Annotated in this window: 13 protein-coding genes; 7 read left to right on the top strand and 6 right to left on the bottom strand. The window is 64.3% G+C overall.

Going from position 1 to position 13,188, the window contains the following annotated elements; all coding sequences use genetic code 11:
* Window positions 1-118: 118 nt before the first annotated feature.
* On the top strand, window positions 119-313 hold the full coding sequence (locus BG457_RS02285; protein WP_071795458.1) for a hypothetical protein: 195 nt from the start codon (window positions 119-121) through the stop codon (window positions 311-313).
* On the opposite strand, the gene iolG is transcribed toward BG457_RS02285, so the two are convergent.
* The 5 genes from iolG to iolD are packed head-to-tail and all read right to left on the bottom strand — an operon-like array spanning window position 310 to window position 5,836.
* A complete protein-coding gene (iolG, locus tag BG457_RS02280; RefSeq protein ID WP_071795355.1) occupies window positions 310-1,305 on the bottom strand; it encodes an inositol 2-dehydrogenase in 996 nt (331 codons plus the stop codon). The two genes, BG457_RS02285 and iolG, sit on opposite strands and share 4 nt — an antisense overlap.
* 1 nt (window position 1,306) lies before the next feature.
* Window positions 1,307-2,146 (bottom strand): class II fructose-bisphosphate aldolase, encoded by an 840-nt coding sequence (locus BG457_RS02275; protein ID WP_071795353.1) that lies wholly within the window; start codon window positions 2,144-2,146, stop codon window positions 1,307-1,309.
* Complete coding sequence (locus BG457_RS02270) at window positions 2,143-2,982, bottom strand: 5-deoxy-glucuronate isomerase (protein ID WP_071795352.1); 840 nt, start codon at window positions 2,980-2,982, stop codon at window positions 2,143-2,145. Before BG457_RS02270 ends, BG457_RS02275 begins: the two co-directional genes overlap by 4 nt.
* Window positions 2,983-2,994: 12 nt before the next feature.
* Complete coding sequence (gene iolC / locus BG457_RS02265) at window positions 2,995-3,963, bottom strand: 5-dehydro-2-deoxygluconokinase (protein ID WP_071795350.1); 969 nt, start codon at window positions 3,961-3,963, stop codon at window positions 2,995-2,997.
* 1 nt (window position 3,964) lies between these two features.
* On the bottom strand, window positions 3,965-5,836 hold the full coding sequence (iolD, locus tag BG457_RS02260) for a 3D-(3,5/4)-trihydroxycyclohexane-1,2-dione acylhydrolase (decyclizing) (RefSeq protein WP_071795348.1): 1,872 nt from the start codon (window positions 5,834-5,836) through the stop codon (window positions 3,965-3,967).
* A 238-nt stretch (window positions 5,837-6,074) separates the two neighbouring features.
* Between iolD and BG457_RS02255 the strand changes: the two genes are divergently transcribed.
* Both BG457_RS02255 and BG457_RS02250 read left to right on the top strand, forming a co-directional pair.
* On the top strand, window positions 6,075-6,965 hold the full coding sequence (locus BG457_RS02255; RefSeq protein WP_071795346.1) for a sugar phosphate isomerase/epimerase family protein: 891 nt from the start codon (window positions 6,075-6,077) through the stop codon (window positions 6,963-6,965).
* A gap of 11 nt (window positions 6,966-6,976) precedes the next feature.
* Window positions 6,977-8,107 carry a Gfo/Idh/MocA family protein gene (locus BG457_RS02250; RefSeq protein ID WP_071795344.1) on the top strand — a complete coding sequence of 377 codons (1,131 nt, stop codon included), beginning with the start codon at window positions 6,977-6,979 and terminating at the stop codon, window positions 8,105-8,107.
* A gap of 67 nt (window positions 8,108-8,174) precedes the next feature.
* Here the strand turns inward: BG457_RS02250 and BG457_RS02245 are convergent, their stop codons facing one another.
* Window positions 8,175-9,182 (bottom strand): LacI family DNA-binding transcriptional regulator, encoded by a 1,008-nt coding sequence (locus BG457_RS02245; RefSeq protein ID WP_071795343.1) that lies wholly within the window; start codon window positions 9,180-9,182, stop codon window positions 8,175-8,177.
* Window positions 9,183-9,359: 177 nt separating this feature from the next.
* Here BG457_RS02245 and BG457_RS02240 point away from each other — a divergent pair, with 177 nt between their 5' ends.
* The 4 genes from BG457_RS02240 to iolB all read left to right on the top strand — a co-directional run bounded on the left by BG457_RS02240 (window position 9,360) and on the right by iolB (window position 13,099).
* Window positions 9,360-10,307 carry a sugar ABC transporter substrate-binding protein gene (locus BG457_RS02240; RefSeq protein WP_071795341.1) on the top strand — a complete coding sequence of 316 codons (948 nt, stop codon included), beginning with the start codon at window positions 9,360-9,362 and terminating at the stop codon, window positions 10,305-10,307.
* Window positions 10,308-10,381: 74 nt separating this feature from the next.
* Entirely contained in the window at window positions 10,382-11,497 is a 1,116-nt protein-coding gene (locus BG457_RS02235) for an ABC transporter permease (RefSeq protein WP_071795339.1), read from the top strand.
* Window position 11,498: 1 nt separating this feature from the next.
* Complete coding sequence (locus BG457_RS02230) at window positions 11,499-12,290, top strand: ATP-binding cassette domain-containing protein (protein WP_071795337.1); 792 nt, start codon at window positions 11,499-11,501, stop codon at window positions 12,288-12,290.
* Window positions 12,290-13,099 (top strand): 5-deoxy-glucuronate isomerase, encoded by an 810-nt coding sequence (iolB, locus tag BG457_RS02225; protein WP_071795335.1) that lies wholly within the window; start codon window positions 12,290-12,292, stop codon window positions 13,097-13,099. The genes BG457_RS02230 and iolB overlap by 1 nt, the downstream gene beginning before the upstream one ends.
* Window positions 13,100-13,188: the final 89 nt, after the last annotated feature.

Raw genomic sequence — 13,188 nt, 5'->3', positions numbered from 1 at the left:
CGGCCCGTGGCCTTTGGCGGGAGTATTTGGGGCAAGATGAAGTCGGGGGGGAGCGCCCTTGCGGGGCTGGCTGTGATCGGCCTAGACTGGACGGGCCAAATGCGAGATGAGAAACCGGATGCGCCTGATTGACCCCAACCACCCGTTCTATCGCCCGAAATGGCGCCGCTACCTGCTGGTGGCGCTGCCCTTTGTCTGGGCGGGGATGGAATGGGCCTATGGCAATGTGATCTGGGGCTATCTGGCGGCAGCGGTCGGCGGCTATATGGCCTGGCATCTGGTGCTGAACTGGCGCTCTGACGGCGCGGATTAATCCGCCGCCAGATCAACCGGTTGGCCGGTCTCGCGCGACTGCGTGGCGGCATCGGCCAGTATCTGCGCCCTGAGCCCGTCCACGATCCCCGGACCGAGCCGCGCCTCGCCTTTTGCAGCGGCGATGAAGGCGCGCATTTCGGCGAGATAGGCGGCTTCATAGCGTTCCAGAAAGAAATGCTGCGCCGGGTCGCGGCGGAAACCTGTTTCGGTGGCGATCTCGACGGTGCTTTCCAGCTGGTTTTCGGCGCGCAGCATGCCGCGCTGGCCATGCACCTCGATGCGCTGGTCATAGCCATAGGCGGCGCGGCGCGAGTTCGAGATCTGGCAGATGCGCCCGCTGGCTGTGGTCAGGATCACCGCCGCCGTATCGACATCGCCCGCAGCACCGATTTCGGGATCGACCAGCGCGCTGCCCATGGCATGCAGGCGGATAAATTCTTCGCCCATCAGGAAGCGGGCCATGTCGAAATCATGGATCATCATGTCCCGGAACAGCCCGCCCGAGCGCGCGATATAGGAGACGGGCGGCGGCGAAGGGTCGCGCGAGGTGATGCTGACCAGTTCCACCGCGCCGATATCACCAGCGCGCAGACGCGCGCGCAGGGCGGCGAAATTGGGGTCGAACCGGCGGTTGAAGCCGGTCATGAAGGGCAGATCTGCCGCCTGAACGGCCTGCATGCATTTGCGGATATTTGCGACCGACATATCGACGGGTTTTTCGCAGAAGATCGCCTTGCCCGCCTTGGCGGCGCCCATGATCTGCTCGAAATGGCTGTCGGTGGGGGTGCCGATGATCACCGCATCGACGTCGCGGGCCGCGAGGATCGCGTCCACATCGGAGACGCGCGCGCCGGTTGAGGCGGCCAGCGCCTCTGCGGCCTCGGGGATCGCATCGGCGACCGCCACCAGTTGCGCGCCACCCAGTGCCCCAATGCTGCGGGCATGGACCTGTCCGATCCGCCCGCAGCCCAGTATTGCCATTCTCAGCATGTCACGCCTTTCCTGATGCACCAAGGCCCCGGATGACCGCGCGGGCGGCTTGCAGGACCGGATCATGGGTTTCTTTCAGTATCGCCACCCTGTCAAACCGCGCGGGATCTGCGTTGACCGCATCGCGCAGCGCCTTGCCGAAAGCCATGCGCAATTCCGTGCCGATATTGAATTTCGCAATGCGCGATCCGGCGGCGAGGGCGGCGCGCTGGGCATAGGGCACGCCAGAGCCGCCGTGAATGACCAGCGGCACCTCGGTCACGGCCTCGATCGCGCGGATGCGGGCTTCATCCAGCCCGCCCCCGTGATCGGTTTGCAGATGCAGATTGCCGACGGATATGGCCATCGCGTCGACGCCGCTGTCGCGGGCGAAAATGGCGGCGTCTTCGGGGTCGGTTCCGGCAGAGCCTTCGCCGCCCGAATAGCCGACAAAGCCGATTTCACCTTCGCAGGAGATACCGGCGGCATGGGCCATTTCCGCCACCTGTGCGGTCTCTGCGATATTCTGCGAAACCGGTTTGCGCGAGCCGTCATACATGAGCGAGGTGAAGCCCGCCTCCAGCGCTTCGCGGCAGTCGTCCAGCGTATAGCCGTGGTCGAGATGCACCACGACGGGCACATCGACGCTTGCGGCCAGATGGCGCATCATGGCGCCCAGCACCGGCAGGGGCGTATGCGCGCGACAGCTTGGTCCGGCCTGCAGGATGACGGGGGCGCGTTCGGCCTGCGCGGCCATGGCATAGGCGCGCATATCCTCCCAGCCGAGGCAGACAAGGCCGGGGACGGCATAGCCGCCACTCAGCGCGGGGTGCAGGACATCTGAAAGCGTTGCGAGGGTCATTTGAACTTGGCCACCATATCCATGATTCCGGGGATCGTGTGCAGTTGTGCCGCGTGCGTGGGCTGGAAATACTGTTTCAGGCTGCGCTGCGACTGGCCGCCAAGGATGGTGAAATAATACATCTCATAGCCCGGCAGCACACAGCAGGGGTGATAGCCCTTGTCGATCAGCACGGTGGAGCCATTGACGATGTGAAAGGCGTCGCCCGGTTCGTTATCGACCCGTTGCAGCATTTGCAGCCCCGAGCCGTAATCGGGCTTGAAGCGGAAATTGTAGCATTCGTCATGGCGGGTTTCGTCCGGCAGGCGGTCAGTGTCGTGCTTGTGGCTGGGAAAGCCGGACCAGCCCCCTGCCCCCACAGTAAAGAGTTCCGAGACCAGAAGCCGGCCTACCCTGTCGTGATGCGCGGCACCGAGGATATGCTTGATCTTGCGATGGGTCTTGGTGTCGTCGCTGCCATATTGCACCACATCCAGATCCGGCGCGCGCACGGCGAAGGGGGTGAGGGTCTCTGCGAAGCGCGCGCCTGCGATGAAGGTTTCGGCGTCGGTCTGGGCGGTGATCCGGGCGGCGGTGTCGGTGGGGATATAGACGCCTTCGGGATCGCCATCCCAGACATCGGCACGGCGCTGGCCGATGTCTTTGAAGATCTCGCCGCCGGTTTCGACCGTGACCGTGCCGGTTGCGGGGACGATGCAGGTTTCATAGCCCTGCACGCGGTAGTCGAAGCTCTCGCCTGCGCGCAGTTTCACGATGTTGAAATAGACCAGAGGCACATGGGCATTGTGCCTGTCCACGATGGGCCGGTTCTGGTTGTCGAAAGGGGCGATATGCATGGGCGGATCCTGTCAGGCGGCGCTGGGGTCGGCGTGACGTTGCAGGAAATCGTCGAGTTCCGCGCGCGTGGGCATGGCGGGCGCGCAGCCGACGCGGGCGACGACCATCGCCGCATTGGCAGAGCCTTGCAGGACGGCCTCGCGCACCGGCAGGCCATCGGCCAGCCCCGCGACCAGCCCGCCCATGAAACTGTCGCCCGCGCCGGTGGGTTTGAGCGCGGTTGTGGGGAAAATGCCGGTGGTGATCTCGGCGTCGCGCGTGATGGTGATCGCGCCTTTCTCGCCCATCTTGTAGACGGCGAGGGTTGCGCCATCCGCGACCAGCGCGCGCGCCTTGTCGAGCCCCTTGGCGTAATCCCCGGCCATGAAGCCGAATTCCACGTCATTGCCGACGATCACATCACAAAGCGCACCGGCGCGGGAATAGACCTCGGCGGCGGTCCGGGGTGAGGGCCAGCTATAGGGGCGGTAGTCGATGTCGAAGATCAGCGGCAGGCCCGCCGATTTGGCCAGTTCAAACCCCCGGAAGGCCGCGGAGCGCGAGGGTTCGGCGGCGAAAACCGTGCCAGTGGTGATGAGCGCGTCATAGCGGCTGTAATCCACGGCCTCGACATCGGCGGTCGTCATCTCGAAATCGGCGGCACCATTGCGGTAGATGACGGATTGATGATCCTCGATCCGGCTCTCGACCACGGCGAGCGAATTGCGCGCCTCGCCGCCGACAGAGCGGACATGGGCGCGGCCGATGCCGTATTTGTCCAGCTCGTTGAGCGCGAAGCGCCCGATGGCGTCGTCCGAGACGCAGGTGACAAGATCGGCGCTGCCGCCCAGCCTGCGGATGGCCACCCCGATATTGGCCGAAGAGCCGCCCAGACAGGCGAAGAAGCGGCTGGCCTCTTCGGTTCTGGTGCCGGGCGGGTCGGGGTAGAAATCCATGCCCGCGCGGCCGATGATGACGAAGCGGTTGCCGGTGAGGCGCATCTTACACCCCCTGCCGCTGGCGGGTGCGGGTGGCCTCGATCTCGGCATGTTTCTCGCGCACATCGGGGTTGTCAGAGATCTGCGGCGTGCCGACTTCCCACCAGGCATGGCCCTGACTGGTCCAGCCTTCGTAGGGGTCCACCTGCATGACGATGACTGTGGTCTTGTCGGAGGCTTTGGCGCGGGTGAATGCCTCGCCCAGTTCCGCCGGGTTGGCGACGCTCACGGCATCGGCGCCCATGGCGCGGGCATGGGCTTCGAAATCGACGGTGAAGGGGGCGGGCACGGTCGGGCAATCTGCGATCAGGTTGTTGAAGCTCTCTTGCCCGGTATTGTTCTGCAGCTTGTTGATGACGGCGAAACCGCCATTGTCGAGGACGAGGATGATCAGCTTCTTTTGCGTCAAGACACTGGAATATATGTCGGAATTCATCAAGAGATAGCTGCCGTCGCCGACGAATACGATCGTGTCGGCCTCTGGCTCGACCTCGGCCTGTGCGATGCGCGCGCCCCAGCCGCCTGCGATTTCATAGCCCATGCAGGAAAAGCCGAATTCGACATCGACCGTGCCGATATCCAATGTGCGCCAGTTGGCGGTGACTTCGGCGGGCAGGCCCCCGGCGGCTGTCACCACGCGGTCGCGCGGGTCGCAAAGCGCATTCACCACGCCGATGGCCTGCGCGTAGGAATTGGGGCGGTTGCCGTGGCTGATATTCTGCGCGACATAGGCGTCCCATTTGCGGCGCTCGCCTTGGGCGCGGGCGGTCCAGTCCGTGGGGGCGGTATAGCTGCCCAAGGCTTTGCCCAGCAGCGGCAGGGCCAGTTTCGCGTCGCCCACCACGGGCAGGGACAGGTGTTTCATCGCATCATGCCGCCCGACATTCAGGCCGATCAGGCGGGCGTCGCGCGCAAATGCCGTCCATGACCCGGTGGTGAAATCCTGCAGCCGCGTGCCCACGGCAAGGATCACATCGGCGGATTCGGCAATCGCATTGGCACTGTCAGAGCCGGTGACGCCGATGGGGCCGATATTGAGCGGGTGCGTCGCGAGCATATTGGCACGGCCTGCGATGGTTTCGACGACGGGGATGCCATGGGCTTCGGCGAAAGCGGTGAGTTCGGCCACGGCGCCGGAATATTGCACGCCGCCACCGGCGATGATCATCGGGCGCTTCGCCTGTGCGAGCGCGGCGGCGGCATCGGTGATTTCGGCCTGATCCGGCGGCTGGCGGCGGATGCGGTGGAGACGGCGGGCGAAAAACTCTTCCGGGTAGTCATAGACCCAGCCCTGCACATCCTGCGGCAGACCGATGAAAGCCGGGCCGCAATCGGCGGGGTCGAGCATGGTGGCGAGGGCTGCGGGCAGCGACTGGATGACCTGCGCGGGATGGGTGATGCGGTCCCAGAAGCGGGTCACGGGTTTGAAAGCGTCATTGACGCCAAGGGTGGGATTGCCGAAATGTTCGAGTTGCTGCAGCACCGGGTCCGGCAGGCGCGTGAGAAACGTATCACCGCAGAGCATCAGCAGCGGCAGGCGGTTGGCATGGGCGAGCGCGGAGGCCGTCAGCAGATTGGCGGTGCCCGGCCCGGCGCTGGCGGTGCAGAACATGAAGCGCCGCCGCAGGTGATATTTCGCATAGGCGGCTGCGGCGAGGCCCATGCTTTGTTCGTTCTGGCCCCGGTAGAGCGGCATCTCGGCATGATGGGGATAGAGCGCCTCGCCCAGACAGGGGACATTGCCATGGCCGAAAATGCCGAAACCGCCGCCGCAGATGCGGGTTTCTGCGCCGTCGATCCGGGTGAACTGAGCCAGCAGATAGCGCGTGATCGCCTGTGCGGTGGTCAGCCGGATGGTGCCGCCTGTCTGTGTCATTGTCCCCTCCCCTCGTTTCGCCCCGACACCGGCAATCGGTGAATTGCCAGTTGCGTCTGCGTCCGTGTGAGGATATCAATTTTGCAACCGGTTGCAACCCATCTTGACCGCGAGGGAGGAAGAAAACATGTGCCGCACAGGAATCGGCCCCTTTGGCGGGGGATTTATCGGCAAGGCGCGCGGCGGTGCCGGTGCCGCGCTGGGTTTGGTCAACATCTTTGTCTGAAAGGCAGATCGCATGACGATTCGCATTGGCAATGCCCCCTGTAGCTGGGGTGTCGAGTTTCCCGATGACCCGCGCAATCCGCCCTGGCGCGAGGTGCTGCGCCAATGCGCGGAGGCCGGATATACCGGGATCGAGCTGGGGCCAGTGGGCTACATGCCCGAGGATCCTTCCCTGCTGGGGGATGCGTTGGCCGAGAACGGGCTGGAGCTGATCGGGGGCGTGGTGTTCCGCGCGTTTCATGATCCGGATCAGTGGGAGAATGTGCTGGACGGCGCGGTGCGGACCTGCAAGGCGCTTGTCGCGCATGGGGCGCAGCATCTGGTGCTGATCGATTCGATCTCGCCGCGCCGGGCACCGACCGCCGGGCGGGCGAATGCCGCCGAGCAGATGGACGCGCAAGAATGGGCCGCGTTCCGCGACCGGATCGCCCATGTCGCGCGGATGGGGGCCGAGGACTATGGGCTGACCGTGGGCATTCATGCCCATGCGGCGGGATTCATGGATTTCGAGCCGGAACTGGAGCGGCTGCTGGAGGAAGTGCCCGAAGATATTCTGAAAATCTGCTTTGATACCGGCCATCATTCCTATGCGGGATTTGATCCGGTGGCGTTCATGCGCCGCCATATGGGCCGGATTTCCTATATGCATTTCAAGGATATCGACCCGGTGGTGAAGGCCGATGTGATCGCCAAAGGCACCGGGTTTTATGACGCTTGCGGGCAGGGGATTTTCTGCAATCTGGGCAAGGGGGATGTGGATCTCCCTGCGGTACGGCAATTGCTGCTGGATCACGGATTCGCGGGCTGGTGCACGGTCGAGCAAGATTGCGACCCGACGCTGGATGTCTCGCCCGTCAGCGACGCGCGGGCCAATCGCGCCTATCTGCAAAGCATCGGGTTCTGAGGGGGCGGGGCATGAAGCTGAACTGGGGAATGATCGGCGGCGGAGAGGGCAGCCAGATCGGCCCCGCGCATCGTCTGGGCGCGCAGGCGGACGGGCTGTTCACGCTGGCCGCTGCTGCGCTGGATGCCGATGGCGCCAAGGGCCGCGCCTATGCGCAGCGGCTGGGCGTGGCCCCGGCGCGCGCCTATGGCGACTGGCGCGAGATGCTGGCGGGCGAGCGCGGGCGCGCGGAGCGGGTGGATCTGGTGACGGTCGCCACGCCGAATGCCACGCATTTCGAGATCACCAAGGCATTTCTTGAGGCCGGGTTTCATGTGCTTTGTGAAAAGCCGATGACGATGAGCGTGGAGGAAGGCGAGGAGATTGTGAGGATCGCGCGGGCCTCGGGGCGGATTTGTGCGGTGAATTACTGTTATTCCGCCTATCCGATGGTGCGCGAGATGCGTGAGATGGTTGCGCGCGGCGATCTGGGGCGGATCCGGCTGGTGGTCACGAATTTCAGCCATGGCCATCATGGCAATGCCGCGGATGCCGACAATCCGCGTGTGCGCTGGCGCTATGATCCGGCGATGGCGGGGGTATCGGGGCAGTTTGCCGATTGCGGGATTCATGCGCTGCATATGGCGAGTTTCATCACCGGCGATCAGGTGGAGAAGCTCTCGGCGGATTTCGCCTCGACCATTGCGGGCCGGGCGCTGGAAGATGATGCGATGGTGAATTTCCGCATGATCGGCGGCGCGGTGGGGCGGCTCTGGACCAGTTCGGTCGCGATCGGGCGCCAGCACGGGTTCGATATTCAGGTCTTTGGCGAGGCGGGCGGGCTGGCCTGGGCCTCGGAACAGCCCGATCAGGTCTATTACACGCCGGTTGGCGGGCGCAAGCAGATCATCGAGAAGGGCGAGGCGGGGTTGTCGGACGAGGCTGCGCGCCTGAGCCGGGTGCCGGTTGCGCATCCTGAGGGCTTTCCCTTGGCGGTGGCGAATATCTATGTCGATCTGGCCGCCGCGATCCGGGGCGAGGCGCGGGACGGGCTGCCCTTGGCAGAGGATGGGTTGCGGTCGATGGCGGCGGTTGCTGCGGCGGTGGACTCGGCACGGGCCAAGGGCGCATGGGTGGATGCGCGCCCGCCGATGCTGCGCTGATCCTTGGCGGCATAGCGCCCTCTCAGCGCCCCGCCCGCCCTCCCATGGCACTTCGCGGGCGCTGGCCCTATGGGCCGGGGGGCACGGGCCGCAGCGTGCCGCGTTCGATCACGCGGCAGGGGAAGAGGCGGGTTTCCGGGTGGCGGTCGGGGCGTTCGATTGTGCCGATCACCAGATCAATCGAGGCGGCGATGATCTCGGGGATGGGCTGGCGGATCGTGGTCAGGTTGATGTTTTCCCAGCGCGCCATCGCCATATCGTTCAATCCGATGATCCCGATATCCTGCGGCACGCGCAGCCCCTTGTCGGCCATGGCCGAAAGCGCGCCGATGGAAAGCACATCATCGCCGCCGAAATAGGCCTCAGCCGGGTCGGATTGCAGGAGACGGGCCATTTCCGCGCGCCCTGCCTCGAAAGAATAGGCGCTGGCATAGCTGACGCTCGCCGTGATGCCGGGATGCGCGGCGATAGCGTCGAGAAAGCCGCGCGCGCGGTCCTGGGTCGAGGTGGCCGCTTCCGGGCCGCCCATGAAGGCCACGCGCCTGTGGCCGCGCGCGATCAGCGCCTCTGCCGCCATGCGCCCGCAGGCGATATTGTCGATGCCGACGACATGCACATGCGGGCTGGTGGTGTAGCGCCCGAAGGAATGGACGACCGGCACGCCCGCGTCGCGGAAGGCTTCGGCGAAGCTGGGCGGCAGGGTTGAGGAGGCGACGATCACCCCGTCCACCGAATATTGCCGCAGCATTCTGACCGAATTTGCGGGATCGGTTTCATGGCTGAGATTGACCAGAAGCGGGCGTAATCCGCGATCCTGCAAGCCGCGGGTGAAGAGGTCGAACACTTCGAGAAAGAGCGGGTTGTGAAAGTTGTTCGAGACCAGCCCGATCAGTTTGGTGCGGCCTGTGGTCAGGGAGGAGGCCAGCGCATTCGGGCTGTATCCGAGCGCATGCGCCGCCGCTTCGACCTTGGCGCGGGTCTTGGCAGAGACGGAGGCGCCTTCGGTGAAGGTGCGCGAGACCGCAGAGCGTGACACGCCCGCCCGTTCCGCCACATCTTTGAGCGTGACCGCCATGACACTCCGTCCTGCAGATTTTGCGCAGCTGTTATCGCAAAGCCGTGATCAAAGAAATAGTGCCCGGTGCGAAAGATATTTGCAACCGGTTGCAAAAATTTTGATTCGGGGCTACAGTCCTGACAGGGCGCCTCGGGAACAGCCCGGACCCGCCCGCAACATGTTTGGGAGGACATCATGAAGGCAACCTTGAAAAAGCTCGCAGTCAGCGCCGTTGCGGCCTCTGCGATGATGGGCGGGACCGCCGCCCTCGCGGAGGGCGAGCGCTATATTCTGGTCAGCCATGCGCCGGACAGTGACAGCTGGTGGAACACGATCAAGAACGGTGTCGCATTGGCGGGCGCGCAGATGGATGTGACGGTCGAATATCGCAACCCGCCGACCGGCGATCTGGCGGATATGGCGCGGATCATCGAGCAGGCCGCTGCCAGCAATCCGAACGGGATCATCACCACGCTGGCGGATGCGGATGTGCTGTCCGGCCCGATCAGTGCGGCTGTGGATGCGGGGATCGACGTGATCATCATCAATTCCGGGACCCCCGAGCAGGCACGCGCCTTGGGCGCGCTGATGTATGTGGGCCAGCCCGAATATGATGCGGGTTTTGCCGCCGGTCAGCGCGCGGCGGGGGATGGTGTTGCAAGCTTTCTGTGTGTGAATCACTATATCTCGTCGCCCTCCTCGACCGAGCGCTGTCAGGGCTTTGCCGATGGTCTGGGGGTTGATCTGGGCAATCAGATGATCGACAGCGGGCAGGATCCGAGCGAGATTCAGAACCGGGTCATGGCCTATCTGAATGCCAACCCGGACACGGATGCGGTGCTGACGCTTGGGCCGACCTCGGCGGATCCGACGATCCTTGCGCTGCAGCAGATGGGGCTGGCAGGGGATATCTATTTCGGCACTTTCGATCTGGGCGGCGATATCGTGCAGGCGATCCGTGATGGCGTGATCCAGTGGGGGATTGATCAGCAGCCCTTCCTGCAAGCCTATCTGCCGGTGATCGTGCTGACCAATTACCATCGTTTCGGCGTGCTGCCGGGCAATAACATCAATTCCGGCCCCGGCTTCGTGACCGCCGATGCGCTGGATCTGGTGGCGCAACTGGCGGGCGAATATCGCTGACGGCCTGAGATGCAGAGGCGGGGTCTGCGGGCGCCGCCTCGATCTGTTTCATGACATTCCGGGGAGGAGAACCGATGTCCAGCACGGGCGCGGCCATTGACGAACGCATCAAGGAAACATCGAGACTGCGCAAGGCGCTGATCCGCCCGGAACTGGGCGCGATTGTGGGCACCATCGCGGTATTCCTGTTTTTCATCATCTTCGCCGGTGACAGCGGCATGTTCAACGCGCAGGGCGTGCTGAACTGGTCGACCGTCTCGGCGCAGTTCGTGATCATCGCGGTCGGGGCCTGCATGCTGATGATCGCGGGCGAATTTGACCTGAGCGTGGGGTCAATGATCGGTTTCGCGGGCATGTCGATTGCCATTCTGTCGGTGACGCTGGGCTGGCCGGTCTGGCTGGCGATTCTGCTGACCTTTGCGCTTTGCATCGCCATTGGCGCGCTGAACGGGGTAATCGTGGTGCGTACGGGGTTGCCAAGTTTCATCGTGACGCTGGCCTTTCTGTTCATCCTGCGCGGATTCACCATCTTCTTTCCGCAACTGATCGAGCGGCGCACGATCATCGGCGGCATTGCGGAACGCGCCGCCGGGGACTGGCTGGCGCCAGTGTTCGGCGGCAAGGTCGGCGGGTTTTTCTTCGACTGGCTGGCCAGTCAGGGGCTGATCGCGGTTTTCGAGCGCGGCACGCGGGCGGGCGAGCCGATTGTGAACGGGATTCCGATGCTGATTATCTGGGCGCTGGGGCTGATGGTCGTGGCGCATGTGGTGCTGACGCGCACCCGTTTCGGCAACTGGATCTTCGCCGCAGGGGGCGATGCACAGGCCGCGCGCTATGTCGGTGTGCCGGTCGCGCGGGTGAAGATCCTGATGTTCATGTTCACCGCCTTCTGCGCCACGGTTTTTGCCACTTGTCAGGTGATGGAATTCGGCTCGGCGGGCGCAGACCGGGGTTTGCTGAAAGAGTTTGAAGCGATCATCGCCGTGGTGATCGGGGGCGCGCTACTGACCGGGGGGTATGGGTCGGTCATTGGTGCGGCACTGGGGGCGCTGATCTTCGGGGTGGTCCAGCAGGGGCTGTTCTTTGCGGGGGTCGAATCGAGCCTGTTCCGGGTGTTTCTGGGGGTGATCCTGCTCTTTGCGGTGATCCTGAACACCTATATCCGCCGCATCATCACCGGGGAGCGCTGAGATGAGCAGTTTTGACCACGACCCGATTGTCGAGATGCGCGATATCGAGAAGCATTTCGGCCCGGTCATCGCGCTGAACGGGGTCAGTTTCGACATCCGCCCCGGGGAATGCCACTGCCTGCTGGGCGATAATGGCGCGGGGAAATCGACCTTCATCAAAACCATGTCGGGGGTGCATAAGCCCACGCGCGGGGAAATCCTGTTTGAGGGCAGGCGCATGGATTTCGCAAGCCCGCGCGATGCGATGGAGGCGGGGATCGCGACGGTCTATCAGGATCTGGCGATGATCCCGCTGATGTCGGTGACGCGCAATTTCTGGATGGGGCGCGAGCCGCTGAAGCGCGTGGGCCCCCTCAGCTTCATGGATTTCGCCAGGGCCAATGAGGTGACCATGGAGGAAATGCGCAAGATGGGGATCAATCTGCGCTCGCCCGATCAGGCGGTGGGCACGCTGTCGGGCGGCGAGCGGCAGACTGTGGCGATTGCGCGGGCGGTCTATTTCGGGGCCAAGGTGCTGATTCTGGACGAGCCGACCTCGGCCTTGGGGGTGCGGCAGACGGCGAATGTGCTGGCGACCATCGACAAGGTGCGCAAATCGGGGATCGGGGTGGTCTTCATCACGCATAATGTGCGCCATGCGATGGCGGTGGGCGACCGGTTCACGGTGCTGAACCGGGGCAAGACGCTGGGCACGGCGCAGCGCGGGCAGATCACGCCCGAGGAATTGCAGGATCTGATGGCAGGCGGGCAGGAGCTGGTCGCGCTTGAAGGCTCGCTTGGCGGAACAGTGTGATGGGAAGCTTGCTGCGCAGACCGACAGGCCGGAGCGGGCTGGTTCATGCGATCACCCCCGAGGATGCGGGCTGGCGCTATGTCGGGTTTGATCTGTGGCGGTTGTCGCCGGGGGAGATGGCGGCGGGCGAACTGGAGGGGCGCGAGGCGATCCTTGTGCTGGTCGAGGGCCGTGCCGAGGTGACTGCCGGGGGGGAGCACTTGGGCGAATTGGGCGGACGGATGAGTGTTTTCGAGCGCAGCCCCCCGCATTGCGTCTATATCCCGCCGGGCACGGCATGGCAGGCGCGGGCCACGACGCCCTGTGTGATTGCCGTCTGCAGCGCCCCCAGCCCCGGCGGGCGGCCGGTGCAACTGCTTGGCCCGGACGGGATTGTGTTGGAACAGCGCGGCACGGGCACGAATGCGCGCCATATCAACAATATCGCGATGGAAGGGCGGGATGTGGCCGACAGTCTGCTGGTGACGGAAGTGTTCACGCCTGCGGGGCATTGGTCATCCTACCCGCCGCACCGGCATGACGAGGATTGCTTTCCCGATCTGACCTATCTGGAAGAGACCTATTATCACCGGCTGGACCCCTCCGGCTGTTTCGGGTTTCAGCGGGTCTTCACCGATGATCTGAGCCTTGATGAAACCATGGCGCCCGCGGATCATGATGTGGTGCTGGTGCCGAAAGGACATCACCCCTGCGCCGCGCCGCATGGGGTTGAGATGTATTACCTGAATGTCATGGCGGGGCCGCGCCGGGCCTGGCGGTTTCAGACGCATCCGGCTTTTGCGCATATGGTGGGGCCGCGTAGCGGCTAGATGCCCGCGCATGGGCTGGAATGCGCGCTGATGACGGGGGACGGGCCTTGCGGCCCGTGGCCACTCTGTGAGAGTATTTTTCGGCAAGA

The sequence above is a fragment of the Natronohydrobacter thiooxidans genome, assembly GCF_001884735.1.
GTDB classification, from domain to species: Bacteria; Pseudomonadota; Alphaproteobacteria; order Rhodobacterales; family Rhodobacteraceae; genus Roseinatronobacter; species Roseinatronobacter thiooxidans_A.
This window is presented reverse-complemented; position numbering and strand designations above follow the sequence as displayed.